At 74.3% G+C, this 25,794-nt stretch carries 20 protein-coding genes and 1 pseudogene; 9 read left to right on the forward strand and 12 right to left on the reverse strand.

The genetic code is table 11. The annotated features are described in order from the left end of the window. Position 1 precedes the first annotated feature (1 nt). Positions 2 to 412: a cytidine deaminase gene (locus ACVW07_RS16765; protein WP_456820352.1), complete on the forward strand. Its 411-nt coding sequence runs from the start codon at positions 2 to 4 to the stop codon at positions 410 to 412. Positions 413 to 422: 10 nt separating this feature from the next. Then, positions 423 to 1,718 (forward strand): thymidine phosphorylase, encoded by a 1,296-nt coding sequence (locus ACVW07_RS16770; protein WP_456820353.1) that lies wholly within the window; start codon positions 423 to 425, stop codon positions 1,716 to 1,718. A gap of 229 nt (positions 1,719 to 1,947) precedes the next feature. Here ACVW07_RS16770 and ACVW07_RS16775 read toward each other — a convergent pair whose 3' ends face one another. Continuing rightward, positions 1,948 to 2,706, reverse strand: coding sequence for an Ltp family lipoprotein (locus tag ACVW07_RS16775; RefSeq protein ID WP_456820354.1), 759 nt, complete (start codon positions 2,704 to 2,706; stop codon positions 1,948 to 1,950). Between the two features lie 254 nt (positions 2,707 to 2,960). On the opposite strand from ACVW07_RS16775, the gene ACVW07_RS16780 reads away from it, so the two are divergent. The 4 genes from ACVW07_RS16780 to ACVW07_RS16795 all read left to right on the forward strand — a co-directional run bounded on the left by ACVW07_RS16780 (position 2,961) and on the right by ACVW07_RS16795 (position 7,672). Next, the gene (locus ACVW07_RS16780) at positions 2,961 to 3,191 is read left to right on the forward strand and encodes a hypothetical protein (protein WP_456820355.1); all 231 of its coding nucleotides are present in this window, start codon (positions 2,961 to 2,963) and stop codon (positions 3,189 to 3,191) included. Positions 3,192 to 3,261: 70 nt separating this feature from the next. Then, positions 3,262 to 4,470 carry an adenosine deaminase gene (locus ACVW07_RS16785; RefSeq protein WP_456820356.1) on the forward strand — a complete coding sequence of 403 codons (1,209 nt, stop codon included), beginning with the start codon at positions 3,262 to 3,264 and terminating at the stop codon, positions 4,468 to 4,470. 41 nt (positions 4,471 to 4,511) lie between these two features. After that, positions 4,512 to 5,198, forward strand: coding sequence for a deoxyribose-phosphate aldolase (deoC, locus tag ACVW07_RS16790; RefSeq protein WP_456820357.1), 687 nt, complete (start codon positions 4,512 to 4,514; stop codon positions 5,196 to 5,198). Positions 5,199 to 5,377: 179 nt separating this feature from the next. Beyond that, entirely contained in the window at positions 5,378 to 7,672 is a 2,295-nt protein-coding gene (locus tag ACVW07_RS16795) for a DUF6055 domain-containing protein (RefSeq protein WP_456820358.1), read from the forward strand. 43 nt (positions 7,673 to 7,715) lie between these two features. On the opposite strand, the gene ACVW07_RS16800 is transcribed toward ACVW07_RS16795, so the two are convergent. Both ACVW07_RS16800 and ACVW07_RS16805 read right to left on the reverse strand, forming a co-directional pair. Beyond that, positions 7,716 to 9,563, reverse strand: a complete 1,848-nt coding sequence (locus tag ACVW07_RS16800; RefSeq protein ID WP_456820359.1) for a phospho-sugar mutase — start codon at positions 9,561 to 9,563, stop codon at positions 7,716 to 7,718. A 15-nt stretch (positions 9,564 to 9,578) separates the two neighbouring features. Further along, complete coding sequence (locus ACVW07_RS16805; RefSeq protein WP_456820360.1) at positions 9,579 to 10,415, reverse strand: purine-nucleoside phosphorylase; 837 nt, start codon at positions 10,413 to 10,415, stop codon at positions 9,579 to 9,581. A gap of 54 nt (positions 10,416 to 10,469) precedes the next feature. Between ACVW07_RS16805 and ACVW07_RS16810 the strand changes: the two genes are divergently transcribed. Continuing rightward, positions 10,470 to 11,939 (forward strand): NAD(P)H-quinone dehydrogenase, encoded by a 1,470-nt coding sequence (locus tag ACVW07_RS16810; RefSeq protein ID WP_456820361.1) that lies wholly within the window; start codon positions 10,470 to 10,472, stop codon positions 11,937 to 11,939. A 2-nt stretch (positions 11,940 to 11,941) separates the two neighbouring features. On the opposite strand, the gene ACVW07_RS16815 is transcribed toward ACVW07_RS16810, so the two are convergent. The 3 genes and pseudogenes from ACVW07_RS16815 to ACVW07_RS16825 form a co-directional block, all read right to left on the reverse strand. Continuing rightward, positions 11,942 to 12,637, reverse strand: a complete 696-nt coding sequence (locus ACVW07_RS16815) for a hypothetical protein (RefSeq protein WP_456820362.1) — start codon at positions 12,635 to 12,637, stop codon at positions 11,942 to 11,944. 116 nt (positions 12,638 to 12,753) lie between these two features. Then, complete coding sequence (locus ACVW07_RS16820; protein ID WP_456820363.1) at positions 12,754 to 14,085, reverse strand: TIM-barrel domain-containing protein; 1,332 nt, start codon at positions 14,083 to 14,085, stop codon at positions 12,754 to 12,756. A gap of 82 nt (positions 14,086 to 14,167) precedes the next feature. After that, positions 14,168 to 14,632 (reverse strand): annotated as a pseudogene (locus tag ACVW07_RS16825) (TIM-barrel domain-containing protein); the annotation flags it as partial. Between ACVW07_RS16825 and ACVW07_RS16830 the strand changes: the two are divergent. Then, complete coding sequence (locus ACVW07_RS16830; protein WP_456820364.1) at positions 14,585 to 15,115, forward strand: hypothetical protein; 531 nt, start codon at positions 14,585 to 14,587, stop codon at positions 15,113 to 15,115. The pseudogene ACVW07_RS16825 and the gene ACVW07_RS16830 sit on opposite strands and share 48 nt — an antisense overlap. 164 nt (positions 15,116 to 15,279) lie before the next feature. Further along, entirely contained in the window at positions 15,280 to 17,034 is a 1,755-nt protein-coding gene (locus ACVW07_RS16835) for a peptidoglycan-binding protein (protein ID WP_456820365.1), read from the forward strand. Between the two features lie 193 nt (positions 17,035 to 17,227). Here ACVW07_RS16835 and ACVW07_RS16840 read toward each other — a convergent pair whose 3' ends face one another. The 6 genes from ACVW07_RS16840 to ACVW07_RS16865 form a co-directional block, all read right to left on the reverse strand. Next, positions 17,228 to 19,267 (reverse strand): endonuclease/exonuclease/phosphatase family protein, encoded by a 2,040-nt coding sequence (locus tag ACVW07_RS16840; RefSeq protein WP_456820366.1) that lies wholly within the window; start codon positions 19,265 to 19,267, stop codon positions 17,228 to 17,230. A gap of 68 nt (positions 19,268 to 19,335) precedes the next feature. After that, positions 19,336 to 20,682, reverse strand: coding sequence for an iron uptake transporter deferrochelatase/peroxidase subunit (gene efeB, locus ACVW07_RS16845; protein WP_456821107.1), 1,347 nt, complete (start codon positions 20,680 to 20,682; stop codon positions 19,336 to 19,338). A gap of 118 nt (positions 20,683 to 20,800) precedes the next feature. Further along, positions 20,801 to 22,003 carry an iron uptake system protein EfeO gene (gene efeO / locus ACVW07_RS16850; protein WP_456820367.1) on the reverse strand — a complete coding sequence of 401 codons (1,203 nt, stop codon included), beginning with the start codon at positions 22,001 to 22,003 and terminating at the stop codon, positions 20,801 to 20,803. 118 nt (positions 22,004 to 22,121) lie between these two features. Beyond that, on the reverse strand, positions 22,122 to 22,991 hold the full coding sequence (efeU, locus tag ACVW07_RS16855; protein ID WP_456820368.1) for an iron uptake transporter permease EfeU: 870 nt from the start codon (positions 22,989 to 22,991) through the stop codon (positions 22,122 to 22,124). A gap of 173 nt (positions 22,992 to 23,164) precedes the next feature. Further along, a complete protein-coding gene (locus tag ACVW07_RS16860) occupies positions 23,165 to 23,719 on the reverse strand; it encodes an NUDIX hydrolase (RefSeq protein WP_456820369.1) in 555 nt (184 codons plus the stop codon). Positions 23,720 to 23,851: 132 nt separating this feature from the next. Continuing rightward, positions 23,852 to 25,669 carry an ATP-binding protein gene (locus tag ACVW07_RS16865; protein WP_456820370.1) on the reverse strand — a complete coding sequence of 606 codons (1,818 nt, stop codon included), beginning with the start codon at positions 25,667 to 25,669 and terminating at the stop codon, positions 23,852 to 23,854. Between the last annotated feature and the right edge of the window lie 125 nt (positions 25,670 to 25,794).

Genomic DNA, 25,794 nt, shown 5'->3' on the forward strand with positions numbered 1-25,794 from the left:
CATGCCGGACCTGCAGCCGGAGATCGACTGGGACGTCCTGCGTGCCGCCGCGACCGACGTGATGCGCCGTGCGTACGTGCCGTACTCGCAGTTCCCTGTCGGCGCCGCCGCTCTCGTGGACGACGGGCGCGTGGTCGTCGGCTGCAACGTCGAGAACGCGTCCTACGGCGTCACGCTGTGCGCGGAGTGTGCGCTCGTGTCGGGGCTGCACGTCTCGGGCGGGGGGCGCCTCGTCGCGTTCACCTGCGTGGACAGGCACGGCACCGTGCTGATGCCGTGCGGACGCTGCCGCCAGCTGCTCTGGGAGCACGGCGGGGCGCGGCTCCTCGTCGAGACCGTGCGCGGCGTCAAGCCGATGACCGAGGTGCTGCCCGACGCGTTCGGGCCGGCCGACCTGGAGGAGCGGGCATGAGGGCCGGATCATGAGCATCGAGCAGCTCGACGCGGTGGACGTCATCGTCGCCAAGCGCGACGGCCACCGGCTGACGGACGCGCAGATCGACTGGGTCATCGACGCGTACACCCGCGGCGTGGTCGCCGACGAGCAGATGTCCGCCCTCACCATGGCGATCCTGCTCAACGGCATGGACCGGGCCGAGATCGCCCGCTGGACGGCGGCGATGATCGCGAGCGGCGAGCGGATGGACTTCTCCGGCCTCTCCCGGCCGACGGCCGACAAGCACTCCACGGGCGGCGTCGGCGACAAGATCACCCTGCCGCTCGCCCCGCTCGTCGCGGTGTTCGGCGTCGCCGTGCCGCAGCTGTCGGGCCGCGGCCTGGGCCACACGGGCGGGACGCTCGACAAGCTGGAGTCCATCCCGGGCTGGCGGGCGGCGCTCTCCAACGAGGAGATGATGCGGCAGCTCGACGACGTGGGCGCCGTGATCTGCCAGGCCGGCTCCGGGCTCGCCCCTGCCGACCGCAAGATGTACGCGCTGCGTGACGTCACGGGGACGGTCGAGGCCATCCCGCTCATCGCGAGCTCGATCATGAGCAAGAAGATCGCGGAGGGGACCGGAGCGCTGGTGCTCGACGTCAAGGTCGGCTCGGGGGCCTTCATGAAGGACCTCGACCGCGCGCGTGAGCTCGCGCGGACGATGGTGGCGCTCGGCACGGACGCGGGCGTGCGGACCGTCGCCCTGCTCACCGACATGTCGACCCCGCTCGGGCTCACGGCGGGCAACGCCCTGGAGGTCCGTGAGTCGGTGGAGGTGCTGGCCGGCGGCGGTCCTGCCGACGTCGTCCAGCTCACCCTCGCCCTCGCCCGGGAGATGCTCGACGCCGCGGGCCGGCCCGACGCGGACCCGGCCGTCGCCCTCTCCGACGGGCGGGCGATGGATGCGTGGCGGCGCATGATCGAGGCACAGGGTGGCGACGCCGACGCGACGCTCCCCGTCGCCCGGGAGACCGACCAGGTGCTCGCCGAGCGCGACGGCGTGCTCGCCGGCCTCGACGCGTACGCGGTGGGCGTGGCCGCGTGGCGGCTGGGCGCCGGCCGGGCCCGCAAGGAGGACCCCGTGCAGGCCGGTGCCGGTGTCGAGCTGCACGTCCGGCCCGGGGACCAGGTCCGCGCGGGGCAGCCGGTCCTCACCCTGCACACCGACACCCCGGACCGGTTCGCCCGGGCCCGTGACGCCCTCGCCGGTGCGGTCGTCGTGGCGCCGCCCGGCACCGCCGTGGAGGTCGGCCCCCTGGTCATCGACCGCATCGACGCATGACCCGCCCGACGCAGGGTCGCGGCCCGTTCGACGCCGGGCCGTGACCGGTGTCCGCCAGGGTCGTCTACCTGACGATGCCGACCGCCCCACGGGTCCTCACGCCGGCGTCTCGACCGGGGCGGGTGTGCGGGCTCCGCCCGCCCGGCACCCCCCTCGTGATCGTCGGCGTGCGGGTACCCGGCTCGGCGTGGCACGGGTGCAGTCCGGGTGGTCGCTGACGGGGTCCGGGTCAGAGTCCCGTCGTGCTCACGCCGTACTCGGCCTGCTCGGGCGTGAACTTCTCGAAGACGAGCTGGTCGACCAGGCCGTCGTGGGAGAAGGCGGTGTGGCTGAGGTAGTGCGCCGCCTTCAGTGCTGCCTGCTCGTTCCAGTCGACGGTCACGTGGTCGACGCCCCACACGGCGTCCGCGTTGGGGAAGCCCTCGAACTCGAGCTGTCCGACGAGGCCGTCGTGGGAGAAGGCGGTGTGGGAGAGGTAGTGCTCCGCCTTGCGCGTGGCGTTCTGCTGCGAGACCGTTCCCAGCGCCGCGATCCGAGCGGCCTCGGCGTCGGCTGCGGCCTGCGCTGCGGCGGCCTTGGCGTCGGCTGCGGCCTGCGCTGCGGCGGCCTTGGCGTCGGCTGCGGCCCGCGCTGCGGCGGCCTTCGCGGTAGCGTCGGCGAGCTTCTCCTCAGCCGACATGCCCAGTGTGAGGACGACCGCCTTGCCGGCCGTCAACATCTCACCCGCTGCCGGGTTCTGGGACTCCACCGTCGACTTGTCGGAGTTCTTGAGCGTGTACTTGAAGCCGGCCGCGTCCAGCGCCGCCTGGGCCTGGGCGGTCCGCATCTCCACGACGTTCGGGACCGGGACCTTGGCGGGCTCGACCTTGGCCTCGGCGCTGGCGGCCTCGGAGGCCGCTGCCTCCATGCCGGCCTTGAAGTCGGCGCAGGCCGTGAGGGACGTGACGAGCAGGGCAGCCCCGACGATGGGAGCGAGGATCTTCTTCATGGCGCGGTGTTCCTGCCTGAGCTATGACCGAGTCGTCGCCCGCCCTCGGGAGCAGGTCGTGGACGGTCCCTCCGACCGCACATCGATCGATGTACAAGAACGCACATCGGTTCGACGTCGACGAGCTTGAGCAACCTGTGGAACGAGAGCAACAGAGATCGACTGCGGCGCTCCACGCCGTCCCCGTCTGGCGACCGGCACCCGCACGGAGCACGATGGTCGGGATCGAGCTCGACGACGTGGCAGGAGGAGCCATGAGCACCGTCCCCGGATCCGACGCCTGGCACGACGCAGGTCTCGAGCCCGCCGTCCCGGAGCAGCCGCTGCGCCTCACGGACGACCCCGGCGACCTCCCGCCCGACCCCGAGGAGTACGAGCCGGGCTTCGCCCGCGCGGACCGGGAGGGGACGGCCGACGAGGCCGACGTCGTGGAGCAGGACACCGAGGTCACGGCCGGGGACGACGGCCCGGACGGCATGGCATGACGGTCCCGTACCGCCGGGGCCGCCCCTACGGCCACGGGGTGCGGTGCGGGCCCGCAGGTACGGTGTCCGCATGACGCCCTCCGCAGCACCGACGGAACCGGCACTCCCGGCGGACACCTCGTCCGACGCCGCGGTCCCGACGCAGGACACGCGCACGGCCCCGACGGGAGCCGAGCCCGCCGCGGGGACCGCCGCCCTCGTCGCCCTGATCCCCTCGCTGCCCAAGGTCCTGCTGCACGACCACCTCGACGGAGGGCTGCGGCCCGCCACGATCGTCGAGCTCGCCGCGGAGGCCGGGCACGAGCTGCCCACCACGGACGCCGGCGAGCTGGGCCGCTGGTTCCTGGAGGCGGCGTCGTCCGGAACCCTGCCTCGCTATCTCGAGACGTTCGACCACACCGTCGCCGTGATGCAGACGCAGGAGGCGCTGCGACGCGTCGCCCGCGAGTCCGTGCTGGACCTCGCGGCCGACGGGGTCGTCTACGCCGAGCAGCGGTACGCACCCGAGCAGCACCTGCAGCGCGGCCTGACGCTGCAGCAGGTCGTCGACGCGGTCCAGGCCGGGTTCGCCGAGGGGATCGCGCAGGCGCACGCGCAGGGCCGGTCGATCCGGATCGGCACGCTGATCACGGCGATGCGCCACGCCGACCGCGGCGAGGAGATCGCCGCCCTCGCGCTCGCGAACCGGGACGAGGGCGTGGTGGGTTTCGACATCGCCGGCGCCGAGGACGGCTTCCCGCCGTCGCGGCACGAGGCGGCGTTCCGCGCGCTCGCCGCGGCCCACTTCCCCGCGACGGTGCACGCCGGCGAGGCCGCCGGGCTCGACTCCATCTCGGAGGCGTTGCACGTGGCGGGCGCCTGCCGCCTCGGGCACGGCGTCCGGATCATCGACGACGTCACGCAGGACGAGCTGGGCGACAGGCTCGGCCGGCTCGCGAGCTGGGTCCGTGACCGGCACGTGCCGCTGGAGCTGTGCCCGTCGTCGAACGTGCAGACGGGAGCGGCGGCGTCCGTGGCGGCGCACCCGGTCACACGGCTGAAGGGTCTCGGCTTCACGGTGACCGTGAACACCGACAACCGGCTGCAGTCGGGGACGTCGCTGACGCGTGAGCTCACCCTCCTCGTCGAGCAAGCGGGCTGGACCCTGGACGACCTGCAGGAGGTCACCGTCGCCGCGGCGGCGAGCTCCTTCCTCCACCACGACGAGCGAACGATCCTGATCGACACCGTGATCCGCCCGGCCTTCGCGGCGGCGCGCGGCAGCCGGCACCGGGCCTGACCAGAGGCCCACCCGGCCGGATCGGAACGAGAGGCACGACGATGACCGGCACCCCCTTCGACGCGGCCGCCCTGGCCCGCTACGTCGACCACACCCTGCTGAAGCCCGAGGCGACCCCGGCCGACGTGGCGGCGCTCGTCGCGGAGGGGGCGCGGCTCGGCGTGTACTCCGTGTGCGTCTCGCCGTCGTTCCTCCCGCTCGACCTGTCCTCCGCACCGGGGCTCAAGGTCGCGACGGTGTGCGGCTTCCCGTCGGGCAAGCACCACACCGACGTGAAGGCGACCGAGGCCGCGCGCGCCGTGCGTGACGGTGCGGACGAGGTCGACATGGTCATCGACGTCGGTGCCGCCCGGGAGGGCCGGTACGTGGACGTCGAGTCGGACATCGCCGAGGTGCGTGCCGCCGCCCCTGCGCCCGCGCTGCTCAAGGTCATCATCGAGTCGGCGGCGTTGACCGACGACCAGGTGGTGGGCGTGTGCCGCGCGGCCGAGGCGGCCGGTGCCGACTTCGTCAAGACGTCGACGGGCTTCCATCCGGCGGGCGGTGCGACGGTGCACGCGGTGCGGCTGATGTCCCAGACCGTCGGCGGCAGGCTCGGTGTGAAGGCCTCCGGTGGCGTCCGGACGGCCGCCGACGCGCTGTCGATGATCGAGGCCGGCGCCACCCGGCTCGGGCTGTCGGGGACGGCCGCGGTGCTCGCCGGGCTCGAGTCGGCGGAGGGTTACTGAGCTGGCGGAGCCCTTCTGAGGCAGACGTCACCCGCTCGGGCACCGCTCGGACGATTGACGCGGGCACCCCACCCAGACGACAGTGGGGCGCGAAAACCAGGCACCCGACCTCCGACCGGCCTCATCCCGAGCTCGACCGCGGCGTGCGCAGGACCACGACGGGAGGAGACGCACGCCGCATGGGCAGGATCCGACGCGGCACGCTCGTCGCCGCGCTCCTCGTGCCCGTCGTCGTGGCCGTCCTCGTCGTGACGACGTTGAGCCGGGCCGACGACCGCACCAAGGACGTCGTGGTGCCCACCGCCTGGTCGGCGGTGTGGCAGCGGAGCCATACCCTCGAGGGCGACGACGTGGTGCTCGCATGGGGTGATCTCGCCGGTGAGGACCCCCGGAACGCGCCCTCCGAGCTCCGGTTCGACCCCGCAGCAACCGTCGCGGACCTGGACGCGCTGTACGCCGCCGACGTGCGCGAGCTGCAGGTGGCGGACGAGCGCGGGGCCGCAGGCAGGCACAAGCTCGTGGTGCTCGCCGACGGCACGTGGTCGGGCTCCGTCCCGGACGCTCCCGCGATCGTCACCCTGGGCGGAGTGGCGTCCCGTGAGCGCACGGCGGTCGGCACCGTCGACGACGGCGTGGGGCTCGTCCGCGCGCAGGTGTCCGCGATGCGTGGCGTGCCGAACGCGTCGTGGGACCTCGCTCACGGTGTCGCGGAGACCGTCCTGGAGTTCGCCGCGACCGAGGGTGAGGGGGCCGCCGACCCGGGCGACGCGTTCCGGGCGGCCAGCGCGGCCTTCCTCGCCACCGCGACGTCGGACACGGGCATCGGCGACCCGTCGGACCTCGTCCGGTCGCCCTCGCTGCCGTGGTCGAGCGCGCGGACGGGTGACGGCGGGTGGCTGCTGCTGCAGTACCTCGCGGACCGGGAAGGCAGCGACCTGCTCGGCCGGCTCTGGCGCGGGGCGAGGGACGGGGAGTCGCCGGTCGAGACGTACCGCCGGCTGGCGAAGATCGACCAGGCCAGCCTCAACAGGCGCGTCGCCGAGTACGCGCTGCGCACGGTCACGTGGGACTACACGCACCAGGCCCAGATCCTCGACGCGGTGTCCCGGCTGGACCCTGTGCTGCTCGCGGGGCGGTCGACGCCGGTGACCGCGGTCCCGGACGACCCCGGCCACTACCAGGTGCTCGACGGGTTCGCCCCGTCCGACTACGGGTTCAACCTGGTGCGGCTCACCCCCGACGCGCCGATGTCGACGATCCACGTGCGCCTGAAGGGTCACGTCGGGTCGCCCGACGCCGGGTGGAGCCTCGGGGTCGTGGCGCTGCGCAACGGTGTCCCGCGGTACAGCCCCGTCGTCGAGGGTCAGGACGAGGAGGTCCAGTTCACGCTCCGTGACGGTGAGACCGAGGCGTACCTCGTGGTGGTGGGAACACCGTCCGTCACGCACCGGCTCTCGGGCGGGGCACCCTTCGGCGCCACACCGCGCTACCCGTACGAGTTCCGGGTCGCGGGTGCGACCGTGTCGGAGCACGGCACCGCCGGCGCGGTCGCCGGCGGTCACCTGCACGCGAACGGCGGCGGCTGGGTGGACGACGACGCGACGGTCGACGACACGGCGTACGTGGGGCCGTACGCCGTGGTCCGCGGGGGCGCCCAGGTCCTCGGCTCCGCCCGGGTCGAGGGTGCGGCCTGGGTGGACGGCGGTGCGGTGCTCGACGGGCAGGCCGTGGTCCGCGACATGGCCGTGGTGCACGACGGCGCGCGGCTCGGGGGGACGGTCGTCGTCGGTGGTGACGCCGTGGTCGACTTCACGTGCACCGCCGGCACGTACGCCGCGTTCTCCACCGACCGGGGATGCGACGGCCTCGCCGGTCCGCCGGACGTCAACCTGCCGGTGGCGCCGTTCGGGGCCGCCGACCTGGCCTTCGGAGAGCCGACCGCGCTCTCGGTCGACCCGCCGGGACCGACGGACCCGTCCGTCGCGACCCCGGACGCCACAGCGACCACCGGCGGCTCGCCCGACCCGGCGGGGAGCACCGACCCGGGCGGCACCTCGACGTCCACGGGTTCGCCCTCGACGGACCCCGTCGTGCCGGCGACGCCGAGCCCCACCTCGGGCGTCGTCGACCCGCCCGAGCCGGTACCTGCGGGCGCGTGCTCCGCGACCTACGTCGTGACCAACACGTGGCCGGCGAACGACGGTGCGACGTCCTTCCAGGCGCAGCTCGAGGTGACCGCGGGGAGCAGCGGCGTCGAGGGCTGGGCCGTGTCCTGGCCGCTGCCGTCGGGTCAGCAGGTCACCGCGGTGTGGAACGCGCAGCTCGGGACGTCAGGGTCCACCGTGACGGCGGAGAACATGTCGTACAACGGCACCCTCAGGCCCGGCGAGAAGGCGGTGTTCGGGCTGCAGGGGACGAGTCCCGCAGGCGTGGCGCGCAACGTCCCGCAGCTCACCTGCACCCGCACCCGCTGACGGGCCACGCCGGCGCGGAGCCGACCGCGGCCCGCCGCCCCGGTCAGATCCCGAGGGCGACCCGCACGTCCGCCGCGACCGCGTCCAGCCGGTGCCGTGCCACCGCACGCGCGTGGCCGACCGCCGCGGCGTCGGCGTCGGCGGCCACGGGCTCGACGACCTCGAGGTAGCACTTCACCTTCGGCTCCGTACCGCTCGGCCGGACCACCACGCGGGTGCCGTCGGCGGTGAACATCCGCAGGCCCTCGGTGGCGGGCAGGCCGTCGCGGTCGTCGTCCGTGCCGGCCGCGAGGTCCACCACCGACGTCACCGGCGAGCCGCCGAACGCGGCCGGCGGGGACGTGGTGATCCGCCGGACGGAGGCGACGATCTGGTCGCGGTCCGCCAGGCGCGCCGAGACCTGGTCGGTGAGGTGCAGCCCGTGCGCGCGGGCTAGGTCGTCGAGCGCGTCGACGACGGTCCGTCCCGACGCCTTGAGGCGAGCGACCAGCGTGGCGGCCACGAGCGCCGCGGAGATGCCGTCCTTGTCGCGCACGTGGGCAGGGTCGACGCAGTACCCGAGCGCCTCCTCGTACCCGAACACCAGGCCCTCGACCCGGCTGATCCACTTGAATCCGGTGAGCGTCTGCGCGTAGCCGACGCCGGCCTGCTCCGCGATCCGCCCGAGCAGGCGGGACGACACGATCGAGCTCGCCACCACCGCGGTCGACGCGTCGCCCTCGAGCCGGGCCACCGCCGCCGCCCCGAGCAGCGATCCCGTCTCGTCCCCGTGGAGCATCCGCCAGCCGTCCGCCCCCGCCGTGTCCGGCCCGCGGTGCTGGCGTGCCCGCGGGTCCTGGGTCGCGACCGCGCACCGGTCCGCGTCCGGGTCGAGCGCGAGCACCAGGTCCGCGACCTCGTCGGCAGCGAGACCGAGCGCGAGGTCGATGGCTCCGGGCTCCTCCGGGTTCGGGAAGGCCACCGACGGGAAGTCCGCGTCCGGGGCCTCCTGCTCGGGGACCACGAGGACGTCGGTGAAACCGGCGCCGGCGAGGACCCGGGCGGCGACCTCGCCGCCGACGCCGTGCAGCGGCGTCAGCACGATCCGCAGGCGGCGGGCCGCCTCGAGCGCCTCCGGGCTCGTGTCCGCCAGCTCGAGCACCGTCTGGACGTACGCGTCGACGACCTCCGGGCCGAGCACCGTCCAGCCGGCGTCCGCCCGGGGGACGGACGCGACCGACGGGACCCGGGCGATCTCCGCCGCGATGGCCGAGTCGGCGGGCGGCACGATCTGCGACCCCTGGCCGGAGCCGGTGACCACACGGCCGCCCAGGTAGACCTTGTAGCCGTTGTCGTGCGCGGGGTTGTGCGACGCGGTGACCATGACCCCGGCGTCCGCGCCCAGGTGGCGGACCGAGAACGCGAGGACGGGCGTGGGCAGCGCCCACGGCAGCACCAGCACGTCGATGCCGACGGCCGTCAGCACGGCGGCCGAGTCGAGGGCGAACCGCGCCGAGTTGTGCCGCGCGTCGAAGCCGATGACCACGCGCGGCGCCGGGCTGACGCCGTCGAGCTCCCCGATCAGGTAGTCCGCGAGCCCTGACGCCGCCCGGATCACCACGGCACGGTTCATCCGGTGCGGACCCCCGCCCAGCCGGCCCCGCAGCCCGGCGGTGCCGAACTGCAGCAGCCCCGAGAACCGGTCCTCGAGCTCGGCGCGCGCGGCGGCCTGCGTGTCGATCGCCTGCCGCTGGGTGGGATCGGGCTCCCTGCCGGGCGCGAGCCCCTCAGGGGTGTCCTTGGCCATCCTCAGCAGGCGGCGCAGCTCCTCGGCCGTCTGCGGGTCCGGGTCGTCGTCGATCCAGGTCTGCACCCGCGCCTCGAGCGCGGCCCACGCGTCCTCGCCGGTCATGGGCCCAACGTACTGTCAGATGCGCCGGACCACCTCGGCGAGCAGCGCGCTGATGCGGGGCCCCGCCGCGATACCCGCCTCGATCACCTCGGCGTGCGACAGGGGCACGGGGCTGATGCCCGCCGCGAGGTTCGTGACCAGCGAGATGCCGAGCACCTCCAGGCCGGCGTGACGCGCCGCGATGGCCTCCAGCGTGGTCGACATGCCGACGAGGTCACCGCCGACCACGCCCGCCATCCGCACCTCGGCCGGCGTCTCGTAGTGGGGACCGGGGAACTGCACGTACACGCCCTCGTCGAGGTCCGCGTCGACCGAGCGGGCCACGTCCCGCAGCCTCGCCGAGTACAGGTCCGTGAGGTCCACGAAGGTGGCACCCTCCAACGGCGACGTGCCGGTGAGGTTGATGTGGTCGCTGATGAGCACGGGGGTACCCGGCCCCCACGACGGGTTCAGGCCGCCGCAGCCGTTGGTCAGCACGATCGCGCGGCAGCCCGCGGCGGCCGCGGTCCGGACGCCGTGCACCACGTGGCGGACGCCCCGCCCTTCGTAGAGGTGGGTGCGGGAGCCGAGCACGAGGGCGTGCCGGCCGTCGGGCAGCCGGATCGAGCGGATGGTCCCGACGTGCCCGACGACCGCCGGCCTGGTGAACCCGGGGATCTCGTGGCTCGGGATCGTCGCGACCGTCTCGCCGAGGAGCTCCGCCGCACCGCCCCACCCGGACCCCAGCACGAGCGCGATGTCGTGCCGGGCGACGCCCGTCGCCTCGGCCAGGTGCATCGCCGCGTGCGTGGCCACGTCGGTCGGGTCGGTCCGCGGGTCGTCGAGCTCGGGGCCGCGTGTGACGTCGCTCATGGTCGACAGGCTAGCCCGCGTCCTGTCCCGGGCAGGCGGGCACAATGGTGGCTTGTGACCACCTCGAGCGCACCCGACCAGGATCTTCAGTCCACCCGCGTCGTCATCGTCGGCGGCGGGCCCGGCGGGTACGAGGCGGCGCTCGTCGCCCGGCGGCTGGGTGCCGACGTCACGGTCGTCGAGCAGTCCGGTCTGGGCGGCGCCGCGGTGCTGACCGACGTGGTCCCCTCCAAGACGCTCATCGCGACGGCCGAGTGGATGACGATCGCCGACCGCGCCCCCGAGCTCGGCATCCAGCTCGACGGGCTCCCGATGGCCGGGTCGCCCGGCGAGGGAGCCGGTGGCCTCGGCACGCTCGTGCGGCACAGGATCGACCTCGCCGCCGTCAACACGCGGGTCAAGGCGCTCGCCGCGGCGCAGTCCGCCGACATCCGCGGCCGGCTCGACCGCGAGGGTGTCCGCACGGTGCTCGGGCACGGCCGGCTCGACGGCGCGCAGCACGTCCAGGTCACCACGACGACCGGGGAGGAGCTCACGCTCGACGCCGACGTGGTGCTCGTCGCCACCGGCGCGACGCCGCGCGTGCTGCCCGAGGCGGTGCCGGACGGCGAGCGGATCCTCACCTGGACGCAGCTGTACGACCTGCAGCAGCTCCCCGAGCGGCTCATCGTGGTCGGGTCCGGCGTGACCGGCGCCGAGTTCGCCGGCGCGTACACGTCGCTCGGTGCGGACGTCGTGCTGGTGTCGAGCCGGGACCGCGTGCTGCCCGGGGAGGACGCCGACGCGGCGGAGCTGCTGGAGCGGGTGTTCCGGTCCCGCGGCATGACGGTGCTGTCGAAGTCGCGGGCGACCGGGGCGCGGCGGACCGCCTCGGGCGTCGAGGTCACGCTCGCCGACGGCCGTGTCGTCGAGGGGTCGCACGTGCTGTTCGCCGTCGGGTCCATCCCCACGACGACCGGCCTGGGTCTCGAGGAGGCCGGGGTGCGGCTGCGGCCCTCCGGGCACATCGAGGTCGACAAGGTGTCCCGGACCAGCGTGCGGAACATCTACGCCGCCGGCGACGTGACCGGCGTGCTGCCGCTCGCGTCCGTGGCTGCGACGCAGGGCCGCATCGCGATGTCGCACGCCCTCGGTGACGCCGTGACGCCGCTGGCGCTGCGGGGGGTGTCCGCGAACATCTTCACCGCCCCCGAGATCGCGACCGTCGGTCTCGGCGAGGCGGCGCTGCAGGCGCAGGGTGTGCACTACGCGGTGAGCATGCTGCCGCTGGCCCGCAACCCGCGGGCGAAGATGCTGGGCGTGCGGGACGGGTTCATCAAGATCTTCGCCCACCCCGCGTCCGGGACCGTGCTCGGTGCGGTCCTGGTGGGGCCGCGGGCCAGCGAGTCCGTCTTCCCCCTGACGCTCGCCGTGACCCACCGGATGACCGCCGACCAGGTCGCGGAGGCCGTCACGGTGTACCCGTCGATGTCGGGCACGATCGCGGAGGTGGCCCGCATGCTCCACCACCGGTCGGAGGACTGAGCTCACGGGGTCGAGGGGCCGCGGCCCGTCGCCCGTCTCCTGACCAGGACGACCAGGACGGTTCCTGCGCCGAGGGCTGCTGCGGCGAGGCCCGGCGGCCAGGGCCGCCGGGGAGTGGTGTCGGGACACGGGCTCAGATCCCCGGCGACGGCCCGGAAGGCGTCGAGCGACGACACCTCCTCGTACTGCGTGACCACCGCGTCGGTGGGGAGCGGCCCGGCGGGCACGGCGGACAGGGTGCCGTAGCAGCGGTTGCCGACGCCGACCGCGGTGGCCTCCGTGAGCGGTGCAGTGAGCGGGACGGTGTCCACGAAGCCTTCCGGGGCTCGGCCGAGTGTCACGGTGCCCGTCCACCCGTCGGGAACATGCCCCGTCCGCACCGCGCGCCAGAGCACCGGCGAGCCCGTCCAGTCCGGGTCCGGCCCGGACACCACGAGGATCTCGTCCACCCGGCGGGCCGCCTGGGGACCGAACTCGATGCGGACCGCGCCGTCGGTCCCGGCGGTGAACCCCACGGACGGGCTGGCCGGGTCGCACGGCACGAACCGGCAGATCCCGTCGGCGGGGGAGAGCGAGACGAGCGTCGCGGCGGACCCGACGACCAGCAGGACGATCCCGAGCACCGTCCACCGGTGGGACGGACGGCGCCGACGTGCCACGGTGACGGGGGGCGCGGCGGGGGGGACCTGGGCGGTCATGGACGCGAGTATCGCGTCAGGCCGTCGCCGCCAGGACTCGTTCCTGCGTCAGCCGGATGACGAGTCGGTACCGATCCGCGCATGGTGTCCGGCTCGCCGACCCTGCCGCTCCGCCCTCACGACCGGGCGAGGAGCACCTCCAGCAGCGCGGTGGTGAGCGCCGGGTCGAGGCCCAGCGCGACGAGGTGCGACACCCGCACGGCCAGTGGGGCGTCGGACGTCGCGATCGCGTGCACCCGTGGCTTGAGGTCGTACTCGACCTGGGCGCGGTCCAGCACGGCGAACAGGCGGCCGGGCACGTCGTTCGAGGTGAGTTGTGGATCGGGGCCGACGTCCACCGTCACGGTCGCCCCGACGGCCACCGGGCCGACCAGGACCTCGAACCGGTCGGAGGCCCGCTCGACCCGGCAGGGGACGGGCTCGCCGTCCACGCGCACGACGACGTCGTGGCTCGGCTCGTCGAGGGCCACGAAGGTCACGGTCCAGGCGCGTCGGGCCGGGACGCACGACAGGTTGCCGGTGACCGGGCCGAGCACCACGGTGCCGTGCTCCTGGTCGAGCCGCAGGGGGGTCCGCGCCACGCCGGCCTCGTCGAGCCCGTCGCCCGTGCCGTCGTCCTCGACGAGCGTGAACGACCCGTCCGCTCCCACCACCACGAGCACCTCGAACGCGTCGGGGTTCATCGGGTCGTTGCCGGGGACCGGCGCGGCGTCGAGCGGCACGATCGCTCCCGCCCGGGCCAGCACCGGGACCGTCGACAGGTCCCGGTGCAGGACGAGCTCGCGCCCGCCGTCGTACACGAGGCCGGTGAGCACGTCGACCCAGGTGCCCGGGGGCAGCCACGCCCGGACCCGGCCGGTTTGCGTGCGTGGGTCGGCGGGCGACGTGACGGGCGCGACCATCAGCTCGGTGCCGAAGAGGAACTGGTTCGGTGCGTCGTACGCCTCCGGGTCGGTGGGCCACGCGTGGTAGAGCGGCTCGACGAGCGCACGCGACTCCCGGGCCGCGCGGTGGTTCATGGTGTGCAGGTAGGGCACGAGCCGGTGCCGGAGGCGCAGGTGGGCCGTCATGACCTCGCGGGCGGCCGGCTCGAAGGCCCACGGCTCCTTCGTCATGAACGCGTTCGCCGACGAGTGCAGGCGGAGCACCGGTGAGAACACCCCGAGCTGCAGCCACCGGGTGGCGAGCTCGTCGTCCCTGCTGCCGTGCCAGTGGCCGCCGATGTCGTGGCTCCACCAGCCGTAGCCGATGTTGGCCGCTGTCGCCGTGAAGTACGGCTGGAAGTCGAGCGACGCCCAGGAGACCACCGTGTCGCCGGAGAACCCGACGGGGTAGCGGTGGCTGCCCGGGCCCGCGTACCGGGAGAACGTCAGGGGGCGGCGGCCGTCGCGCGCGGAGTCCAGGAAGTGGAAGTGGTTGAGCATCCACAACGGGTCGATGCCGGTCACCCGGCTGTGGGGGCCGGACTTGCCAGTCGATCCACCAGAAGTCGACCCCGTCCCGTTCGAGGCGGCGGTGCAGCACGTCGAAGTAGGCGGCGAGGAACTCGGGGTCGGTGACGTCGAACGCGATCGGGTCACCGGCTGACACGTCCACACCGAGCGCCGCGGCCATGTCCCCGTAGGCCTCCTCGTGGGCGCGCACCCCGTCGGCCGGGTGCACGTTGAGCGTGACCCGCAGCCCCCGGTCGTGGACCGAGGCGAGAAAGGCCGCGGGGTCGGGGAACAGCTCGCGGTTCCACGTGTAGCCCGTCCAGCCGCTGCCGATCGACGGGTCGACGTCCACGACGTGCCAGTCCATGTCGACCACGGCCACCGAGAAGGGGACGCCCTCGCGCTCGAAGCGGTCGAGCAGCGTGGTGTACTCCTGGGCCGAGTAGCGGTGATAGCGGCTCCACCAGTTCCCGAGGGCCCACCGGGGGAGCAGCGGGACCGGGCCCGAGACGGCGTGGAACGCGTCGACGGCGGCGCGGTGGTCCAGGCCGTACGCGAACACGTACAGGTCGGTGCGGGACCCGTCACGGGGCGCGACCCACCCGTCGTCGAAGACGAAGGACCGGGAGTCGTCGAGGACGGCGTAGCCGACGCGGGACACGATGCCGGGCTCCAGGCCGACCGCGCCGTCCACGCCGTCGAGTGTGCGGACCGTGCCGCCCAGCGAGCCGCCGTCCTCGCCGAACCGCCACACCGAGTGGTACGAGCTCACCCCGCCACGGACTGCGACCGACAGGCCGCTCGTGCTGAACGCGCCCCGGTCGTACACCAGGTGCAGCCGGTCCGTCACGACCTCCAGGTGCCGCTCGGTGGTGACGACGCGGAACTCGGGGACCGGCAGGTCGCGGTTCAGGGCGAACGTCGACGCCCGGTCCTCGAAGCCGCCGTCCGGGGAGTGTTCCAGCCGCAGCAGGCCGTCGGTGAGGACCGTGACCCGGAACCCGTCGCCCTGGACCACCGCACGAGGGTCGGCGATCGGCCGTGACGGCAGGCGGTACCGGGAGTCCATGGACCCGAGCATCCGCGCGGCCGGCGGCGGCCACCACCCGTGCGCGCTGCGTCACACGACCGAGTCCTCGTAACTCAGCGACGCCGGTCGATGGACGCAGTGCGGGCCCTCCGGCCCGCCCCCCACCGGAAGGCGTCTCCATGTCTGCACGCACCACCCGCACCCACCACGCGAAGCCGACGGGCAAGGCGCCGCTGCGCGCCTCGCGTGGTGCTGCGGCCGCCGCCAGCGCGGTCATCGTCGTGGCGCTGACCGCCGGCGCGATGACCCCGGCGCTCGCCGCCCCGGTCGACGAGCTCGTCATCGACGTCGCCTCGTTCCCGAGCGCGATCCTCACGCGCGACAGCACACCCACGCTGAGCCTGCCGGGCCGGACCGGACGCGACGTGTGGGTCGACGGCGTGCAGGTCACGCCGATGTGGGCGGACGGGGTGGACACCCTGACGCTGGACCTGTCGGACGGCGCCCACAACATCCAGATCGTCGGCAACGACGTCGAGGGCTCCCTCATGGCGATGCTCGACGTCACCGTCGACACCACGGCGCCGACGCTGGACGTGCTGGGCCTGCCGGACGGTGCCCGGACCAACGACACGACCCCGTCGTACGTCGTGCTCTCCCAGATCGGCGCCGGCGTCACCTACCGGGTCGACGGCGGCGCCCCCGTCACGGTCGACGGCAGCGACCTCACCGTCGGCGAGCTCGCGGCCGGCGACCACACCGTCGTCGTGCGGTCCGTGGACGAGGCAGGGAACGAGACGGAGGTCACCCGGACGCTCACCGTCGACCTCGAGGGCCCGTCCGTCGAGCAGGTCTCCGGCCCGGACGGCTCGGACGACGTGCTCTACGGCCAGTCGCCCACGTTCGGCTTCGCGTCGGAGGCCGGCGCGACCTGGTCGTACTCCTTCGACGGCGTGCCGGTCGGCGGCGACGACGCGCAGGTGACGGTCCACGACCTCGAGGTCGGCAGCCACGAGCTCGTCGTGGTCGCCACCGACGAGGCAGGCAACCCGTCCGACCCGTTCGTCGTGGACTTCGAGGTCGTGTACGAGCCGGTGCCGGAGCCCGAGCCGACCCCGGAGCCGACCCAGGAGCCGACCCCCGTGCCGACCCCCGTGCCGTCCGAGGCACCGGTGCCGTCGGTGGCATGGGTGGCGCGTCCGGACGCGTCGACGACGTCCACGAGCGCCCGCTTCGCGTTCGCCGCGTCGGAGGGCTCGACGGTCGAGTACGTCCTGGACCTGCCCGAGGGCGCCCAGTACGCCGACGTGGTGTCGGTGGACGGCCTGGAGTTCACGCTGACCGACCTCGCCCTCGGCCACCACAAGATCATGGTCTCGGCGGTCCGTGACGGGGCGCGCTCCGAGCGGCTCGACTACGAGTGGGACGTCGTGTCGGCCGCACCGGCCCCGCCGGCCACGCCCGTGCTGAGCATCGACGCGATCCCGGCCGACGTGATCCGTCACGGCATCTCGGTGGGCGCCACCGGCCCGTACGTCGCGATCATCCAGAACGTCGTCGGCGTCACGCCTGACGGGATCTTCGGCCGGCAGACCGCCGCCGCGGTCCGCGCGTTCCAGCGTGCCCACGGCCTGGTCGCGGACGGCGTCGTCGGCCGGCTCACGTGGGCCGCGCTCGTGGACGCGGCCAACGGCCGCACCGCGGTGGCGCCGGTGTCCGCGGCGTCGATCCCGCAGTCGGTCATCAACCGGGGCATCTCCTCCGGTGCCCGCGGCGAGCCGGTCAGGATCGTCCAGCGGATCGTCGGAGCGAACTCCGACGGCATCTTCGGCCCGAGGACGCGTGCTGCGGTGCAGGCGTACCAGCGGGCGCACGGCCTCGTCGCCGACGGCGTCGTGGGTCGTCTGACGTGGGCCGTGATGGCCCCGCGCTGACCCGTCGGTCCCCTCCCCCCGGGGACCGACGTGCACGACGCAGGGGCGTACCCCTCGGCATCCGCCGGGAGGTGCGCCCCTGCGGCGTCCGGGGAACGCGTCACCGAGGGGCCACGGACGCCCGCCGAGCCCGCTGAGAGCCGCTGAGGCCCCGTCGGTGCGGCTCACGGCCCACCCGGGGCCGCCCGCCGGCTCAGGGCACGGAGAGGACGACGACGAGCGGCAGGTGGTCGGACTCGCGCGGGTCGGTGAGCACGGCCGCCGACGCGAACGACACGCCCTGCCCGAACACCCAGTCGATGCGCTCGGTCGGCCCGGTGCTGGGCTGGGTGAGGGCGTCGGGGTCGCCGACGGAGTCGATCGCGCTGACCCAGCCGGCGTCCTCGAGGAGCGTGGTCTCGGGCGAGCCGGGCACGGCGTTGAGGTCGCCCGCCAGGACGGATGGCCCGGTGACCGGCTCGGCGGCGAGCAGGGTCTCGAGCTGTTCCAGCCGGGTGGCGGTGTTCTCGGCGCGGTGCTGCAGGTGCACCGACGTGACGCGGACGGGGTGCCCGGTGGCGGTCGTGATCGTCGTCGACAGCGCCGACCGGTCCTGCGGACCCGCGCCGTAGGGGAGGGGATGGACCACGACGTCGGTCAGTCCGGAACGGGCGAGCACGGCGTTGCCGAACTGGTGGTCGGCCGCGGGGGCGAACCTGATCGTCATGCCGAGCCGGTGCGAGAGCCACGTCGCGACGTCCGCGCCGCCGCCCAGGATCCAGCCCCGCTCGACCTCCTGCAGGGTCACCACGTCCGGATGCTGCGCCTCGATGGTCCGGGCGACAGCCTCGAGGTCCACGGCGGTGAGGGGCGAGACGCCGTAGTGCAGGTTCCAGTCGACGAGGGCGAGGCTGTCGCCGGCGGCACGCTCCGGCACGGACGACCCGGTGGTGCTCGTCGTCGACGGCACGAGCCCCAGGAGCGCGAGCACGACCGCGGGGAGCAGGAGCAGCCGCACGGAGCTGACCCGCGCGGGCATCCGCTCGTGCGGGGTCCTCGGTGCGCCGGGGGTGCGGCGGCGGAGCCCCGTCAGCGCGAGCACGAGGGCGGCGGCGACCATGACCCACGCGTTGTCGACCCGGAGCGGCACGTCGTAGTCGAGCATGTACAGCAGGAGCGGGCCGATCACCCCGAGGCCGGTGAGTGCGACGGCGCCGGCGGTGCGGGCGATCCCCCGGGGCGCGGGTCGGTGCGCGCTGAGCGTGCCGGTGAGCACGATGCCCACGACGACCTCCACCACGGCGACCGCGACGAGCGCGGCCGGACCGGTGGCGAGCAGGGCGACGGCCGTGCCGGCGACGAGCACGACGGCCGACGTGACGCGGACGGCGGCCGGCCACGGGTCCGGGCGCAGGAGGAGCCAGGCACCCACCGTCCCGGCGACCACGAGCACGAGCCCGGCGACCCCGAGCGCGACGCCCGACTGGGACGCGGCGAACGCCGGGTTGGCGAGGATCATCGCCACGAGCGCCAGGTACGGACCGAGCGCCCACAGCCGTCGGGGACGCCCCGTCGCCTCGATGTCGGCCAGGAGCGCGGGTCCTTGGTGCAGGCCGACGAGCGCGCGGGCCGCCCCCAGCGGCGCGAGCGCGACGAGGGCGGCGACCAGCCAGCCGACGCCGCCGGACCGCCACACGGCGTCCCACGTGCCCAGCACCAGCTGCAGACCCACGGACAGCCCCGTGCCGACGACCAGCCCGACCGCTGCCTGCCGGCCACCCGCTGGGCGCCCCGCCACGAAGGCCACGGCGAGCGTGAGCACCCCCACCGCGAGCGCGACCGTCAGCAGCCCGGCGACGTCGAGCGCGAGCCCGTCGAGAGCCTGGAGGGCCAGCCGCGCGGCGGCGAGCACCGAGACGCCGACGAGCAGGGTCCGTCCGCCGGGCACCCCGGACGTCCTGCCGGTGACCAGCAGGAGCACCGCTGCGACGACGCCCGCACCCGCGTACGTGCCGATGGCGGCCACGGCGGCCGAGGCGGTGCCGACGGCGAACCAGCGGTCCAGCAGCGGGCCACTGGCACGGAGGAGCTCCACACCGAGCACCGTGAGGGACGCGACGAGCCAGACCCTCGTGGGCGTGCCCGCGTCCGGGGGAGTGCTGCGGGTCTGCCGTGGTGAGCGCGGCGCACCGGCGCCGTGCACCGCCGCCGCGTCGCCGTCGGCCGGGCGGGGAGCAGGATGCGGCGTCGTCACGGCCGCACGCTACTCCCGCCGGTCCGCCCGACGAGGTCGACGGCTGTCCCGACGGGCGGGCCGTCGCCTCAGGCGAACAGCTCCTGACCGACGTACGGGCCGTCCTCGGTCGTCACCGGCGTGCCGTCGGGACCGAGCGGGAGCGACCCGTCAGGGACCCCCGGCGGCACCGCGAAGAGGCCCGAGCCGGTGTGCTCCAGGTACTCCATGAGCCCGTCCTGGCTCGAGAGCTGTGTCTGCATCGGGATGTAGTGCGTCCGCGGGTCCCGCACGAACGCCAGGAAGAACAGCCCGGCGTCGAGGCGGCCCAGGGCGTCGTTGCCGTCGGTGAAGTTGTACCCCCGGCGCAGCATCCGCACGCCCTCGTTCTGGTCCGGGTGGGCCAGCCGGACGTGCGAGTCGACCGCGATGAGCGGGGCGCCGCCGCGACCCGTGCGGGAGAAGTCGGGCTCCGTGTGCTCCGTGCCGCCCGACAGCGGTGCCCCTTCGCCCTTGGTGCGGCCGACCAGACCTTCCTGCTCACGCAGCGACGTCCGGTCCCACGTCTCTATCCGCATCCGGATGCGCCGGGCGACCAGATAGCTCCCGCCCGTGAGCCACGCAGAGTCCGTGGCGTCCGCGGCCGCGGCCCCGGCGGGCACCCACACGTGCGCGGCCAGCGCGTCCGTCTCCTCGGCCTTGACGTTCGCGGTGCCGTCCTTGAAGCCGAACAGGTTCCGTGGGGTGCGCTGGCTGGTGCTGGTCGAGGACGTGCGGCCGTACCCGAGCTGCGTCCAGCGGATCGTCGCCGCGCCGAACGCGGCCCGCGACAGGTTGCGGATGGCGTGCACGGCCACCTGCGGGTCGTCGGCGCACGCCTGCACCACGAGGTCACCGTCGCTGCGCGCGGGGTCGAGGTTGTCGGCCGCGAAGTGCGGCAGCTCCACCAGCCCGCCGGGCAGCCGGCCGGCGATCCCGAAGCGGTCGGTCCCGGGGGTGCCGTCGTCGCCGCGCGGGCCGGTGAACAGCGAGCGCCCGAAGCCGAACGTGATCGTCAGGCCCGCGGGCGGCAGGTCGGCGGCCTCACCGGTGTCGTCCGGCGGTGCGTCGTACGGACCGGAGGCCGGACCGTACGGCCCGGCGGACAGTCCCTGGGTGAGCCGGGCGGCGATCGTCGTCCACCGGCGCAGGAGCGCGACGAGCTCGTCACGGGACGTCGTCGTGACGTCGAACGCCGCGAGGTAGAGACGGTCCTGCGCCGGGGTGACGATCCCGGCCTGGTGCGTCCCCGTGAACGGGAAGGTGCCGGGGCGGGCCGACGGGGGAGCTGCGGCTGTCGTGGCCTGGGCGACGCCCGTGGCGCGGGCGAGGCCGAAGCCGGCGGCGACGCCCGCGGCGATGCCACCGCCGAGCCCCAGCAGGGCGCGCCGGGACATCCCCGGGCCGGGGGTCGTCGCGGCGTCCTGGCCGGACGTGAGGTCGTGGCCCGACGTGGGGTCGTCGTGCGGGTCCGTGGAGGCGGACACGGGCGGCTCCGGGTGGTGTGGTGTGGGCTCAGGCGACGGTGACGGCGGCGGTGAGCTGCGACAGCGGCTCGGACAGGGCGTCGACGGCAGCGGCGAGGTCCTTGACCTGCGCGTCGGTGAGGTCGGTGTACGCGGTGAAGCCGGACTCCGTCGTGCCGTGCGCCGTGAGGAGCGTCTGCAGCGCGGCGAACCGTTGTGTCAGCTGCTCGGCCAGGTCGGGGTCGTTCTCGGCGACGACGTCCTCGAGGACCTCGAACGCCACCCGTGCTCCGTCGACGTTCGCCTGGAAGTCCCACAGGTCCGTGTGCGACCAGATCTCCTCCTCGCCCGTGACCTTGCCGGTGGCGACCTCGTCGAGGAGCTCCTTGGCGCCGTTGGCGATCTGGAACGCCTCGAACGTGAACGCCGGGTCGGACACCTGGTCCTGCAGCTTCGCGGTGTTCGCGACGATGTCGGCGGCGGCGGCCGTGCGCTGCTCGGGAGTCAGCGGGGTGTACGCGACGCCGCCGTTGGCCTCCGGGGCGGGCTGCCACAGGTCCTTCTCGACGAGGTGCCAGCCCGTCCAGGTGTCACCCTCCTCGACGTCGGCCTCGCGCAGGTCGAGCAGCGGGTCGAGGTCGCCGAACGACTCGGCGACGGGCTCGACGCGCTCCCAGTGCACACGGGTCGAGGCGTAGAGCTCCTTGGCCCTCGCGTCGTCGCCCCCGGCGTACGCGTCGGCGAACTCCTGTGTGGCCGCGACGAGGGCCCCGACCTGGTCCTTGACGTACGCGACGTACTGGCTCTCGGCAGCGCCGAGCTGCTCGGCGGCGTCGCCCGGGGGCGTGACCGTCGTGCCCGAGTCGGTGACGGTGAACTCGGCGCGGATGCCGTCGCCCACCATGCCCGGCTTGCACGCGGTGTAGTACTTCCCCGGCCGCACCTGTGCGACGAGGTCACGGCTGAGGCCGGGGCCGATGTTCTCGACCTCGGCGACGACGCGGAGACCGTCCTCGCCGAGCAGGTAGAACTCGGTGACGTCGTCGCCGGCGTTCGACACCGAGAACGTCACGGGACCGGCCGGCACCGTGGCGGCGGACACCTCGCACCCGTCGGCGGTCGAGGTCACGGTGAGGGGACCGGTGGCGGAGCTGCTCGCGCCGGCGCCGGCGGTGTCGTTCGGCACGCAGGCGGTCGTCACGGGCACGACGAGCGCGGCCAGGGCCAGAGCGGTGGCGGTACGGCGGGACATCGAGCTCCTCGGGGTGACGAGTCAGGTACGGCTGAGGTGACGGCTGCGCGGGGCGTGCACACGCGACGGTCGGAGGGTGCAGAGATGCTGAGGTGGGGCCGGTCCGCGGCCGGACGGCTCAGGCGGCGGCGACCGGCAGGCCGGCCGGGGCAGCGGCTCGCGCCGGGCGGGCGGGCGGCTTGGCCCACGCGATGCGGACGAAGAAGACCATGGTCGGCACCACGTAGAGCACCCATGCGACCGCCTGCAGCCAGGTGGTCTCCGGCGTGAAGTTGAAGACGCCCTTGAGCAGCGTGCCGTACCAGCTCGTGGGCGGGACGGTGGTCGAGACGTCGAAGGCGAGGTTGTGCAGGCCGGGCAGGATGCCCGCCTCCTGCAGGTCGTGGATGCCGTACGACAGGACGCCCGCGGCGACGAGCACGAGGAACATGCCCGTCCAGCCGAAGAAGACCCGGAGGTCCAGCTTGACCGCGCCCCGGTACAGCAGCCAGGCGAGCGCGACCGCGGAGGCCAGTCCCACCGCTGCGCCGACGATCGGACCGGCGGTGCCGGCGTCGCCCCCGGTGGCCTGCGCGCCGGCCCAGAGGAACAGCGCCGTCTCGAGGCCCTCCCGGCCGACGGCGAGCAGCGCCATGACGACCACGGCCCGGCGGCCGGCGGCGACCGCGTCGTCGAGCTTGTGCTGCAGGTTCCCCTTGAGGTGGCGCGCGGTGCGGGCCATCCAGAAGATCATCCACGTGATGAGCCCGACGGCGAGGATCGACAGCGTGCCGCCGATCGCCTCCTGCGCCTCGAACGACAGCCCCGACGGGCCGAACGTGAGGAGCGCGCCGAACGCGAGCGACGCGGCGACGGCGACGCCGACCCCTGCCCAGAGCGCGGCGAGCAGGTCACGGCGCCCCGTCTTGACGAGGTAGGCGACGAGGATCGACACGACCAGCGCGGCCTCGAGGCCCTCGCGCAGTCCGATCAGGTAGTTGGCGACCATGGATGCTTCCGTCGAAGGGGCGGCGCCGTGCCGGGCGGAGGTCCGCGGCGACGGCGACCGCCGGGGCGGTTCGTGCACGACGGTGAGGACAGGCTTACCTCACTGTGCGGTGACCATACTCCCCGCTGACGCCGCTGCGCGACGGTCGTCCGAGGACGGGGACGTGAATCCGGTCACGCCGTCGGGCCCACGCCGGGCACGTCCGTGACGTCGTCGCCGGCGTCGTCGGCCACGCCGTCCGGCACCTCGCTGCCGGTCGAGAGCCGTCGCCGCAGGTCGGGCCACGCATCGGCGAACGCGGACAGCAGCGGCAGGGCCGCGACCTCCGCCACGGGGACCCAGCGCACCTCGACGCTCTCCGCGTCGGTCGCCACCGGCACCACCGGCACGAGCTCGTCGGCGAGCACCGTCGTGTACGACCAGTCGGCGTGCGTCAGCACGCTGGTGCCGCGCACCCGTACGCAGGCCGGGTCGACCCCGGCCTCCTCCGCCGACTCACGCAGCGCCGCCTCCACCGCGGACTCGTCCGGGGTCCGCGCGCCGCCCGGCAGCCCCCACGTGCCGCCCTGGTCGCTCCACGGAGCGCGGTGCTGCAGCACGACAGCGACCGGCCGGCCGCGTGCGTCGCGACGGACCAGCAGCAGCCCGGCGGCGCCGTGCAGGCCCCAGTGGCGGCGGCCGCAGGCGCACTCGACCCACCCGTCACCGGGCTGGCGGTGGTGCTGCACGCCGGGCGGCGGTCCGCTCCCGGACGGGCCGCTGCCGGGAGGACCGCCTCCGGGCGGGAGCCGACCGGGCGTGTCGCCGTCCGGTGACGCGCCCGACCGCGCAGCGGCCGACGTGCGGTCCTCCACCCGGGATCAGCCGACGATCTCGCAGATCGAGGTCCCGGCGCTGACGCTCGACCCGACACCCGCGGCGAGACCCGTGACCGTCCCGGCGCGGTGCGCGACGAGCGGCTGCTCCATCTTCATCGCCTCCAGCACGACGACGAGATCGCCCTCGGCCACCTGCGCGCCCTCCTCGACCGCGACCTTGACGATCGTGCCCTGCATCGGGGACGCGAGCGTGGTGCCGTTGCCGGACGCCGCCTTCGCGGGACCGCGGCGGGCTGCAGGCCGCCGCGCGGCGGCCCCGCGGGCGCCGAAGGCTCCCGGTCGCCCGGACCCGCCAGGGCCGCGGCCCAGGGCGAGCGCAGCGGGCAGGACGACCTCCAGCCGCTTGCCGCCCACCTCCACGACCACCCGCTCGAACGTCGCGGGCTCCTCCTCGTCCTCCGCCGGGGTCGCCGCGGGGGCGGCAGCCAGCTGTGCGAGTCGGTCGGCGAACTCCGTCTCGATCCAGCGGGTGTGCACGCCGAACGGCTGGTCGGGGTCCGCCGGGGCGAACTCCGGGGCGTCCAGCACGGCCCGGTGGAACGGCACGACCGTGGGGATGCCGACGACCTCCAGCTCCGCGAGGGCCCGCCGCGCCCGGGCGAGGGCCTGCGTGCGGTCGGCTCCGGTGACGACCAGCTTGGCGATCATCGAGTCGAACATGCCGGACACGCTGTCGCCCTCGACCACGCCGGAGTCCACCCTGACCCCCGGTCCGGCGGGGAAGCGCAGCGTGCTGATCCGTCCGGGCGCGGGCAGGAAGCCGGCGCCGGGGTCCTCGCCGTTGATGCGGAACTCGATGGAGTGGCCGCGCGTCTCCACGCGGTCGTAGCCGAGCGGTTCCCCTGCCGCGACGCGCAGCTGCTCGCGGACCAGGTCGATACCGCTGATCTCCTCCGTGACCGGGTGCTCGACCTGGAGCCGTGTGTTCACCTCGAGGAACGAGATGGTGCCGTCGAGCCCGACGAGGAACTCGCACGTCCCGGCGCCGACGTAGCCCGCCTCGCGCAGGATCGCGATGCTGGACTCGACGAGCTGCTTGCGCTGCGTGTCGGAGAGGAACGGCGCGGGGGCTTCCTCGACGAGCTTCTGGTGGCGGCGCTGCAGCGAGCAGTCGCGCGTCGAGACGACGACGACCGTGCCGTGCTCGTCGGCCAGGCACTGCGTCTCGACGTGCCGCGGCTTGTCGAGGTACCGCTCGACGAAGCACTCGCCCCGACCGAACGCGGCCGTGGCCTCACGGACGGCGGACTCGAACAGCTCGTCGATCTCGTCGACCGTGCGGGCCACCTTGAGCCCGCGGCCGCCGCCGCCGAACGCCGCCTTGATCGCGACCGGCAGCCCGTGCTCCGCGACGAACGCGTGGACCTCGTGCGGCCCGGCGACGGGGTCGGAGGTGCCCGGGACCAGGGGGGCACCCGCACGCTGGGCGATGTGCCGCGCGCTCACCTTGTCGCCCAGCGACTCGATCGCCGACGGCGGGGGGCCGATCCATGTGAGCCCTGCGCCGATGACGGCCTTCGCGAACTCGGCGTTCTCGGCGAGGAACCCGTAGCCCGGGTGGACGGCGTCGGCGCCGGCGCGGCGCGCCACGTCGAGCAGCTTGGCGATGTCGAGGTACGTCTCGGCCGCGCGCGCACCGCCGAGCGCGAACGCCTCGTCGGAGGTCCGGACGTGCAGGGCCTCCCGGTCGGTGTCGGCATAGACGGCGACGGAGGCGATGCCTGCGTCCCGGCAGGCACGGGCGATGCGGACGGCGATCTCACCGCGGTTGGCGATGAGGACCTTCGAGATCACGGGCACGGCTCACCGTAACCTGCACCGGGTGCCCGACCGCGGCCGACGGTCGCCGCCTCTGCAAGATTGGGGAACCGCCCAACCTGGCCCCGGAGCGATTTGTAGGAACCAGACGAGGACACCTGGGCGAG

This window comes from Cellulomonas sp. URHB0016, assembly GCF_054057935.1.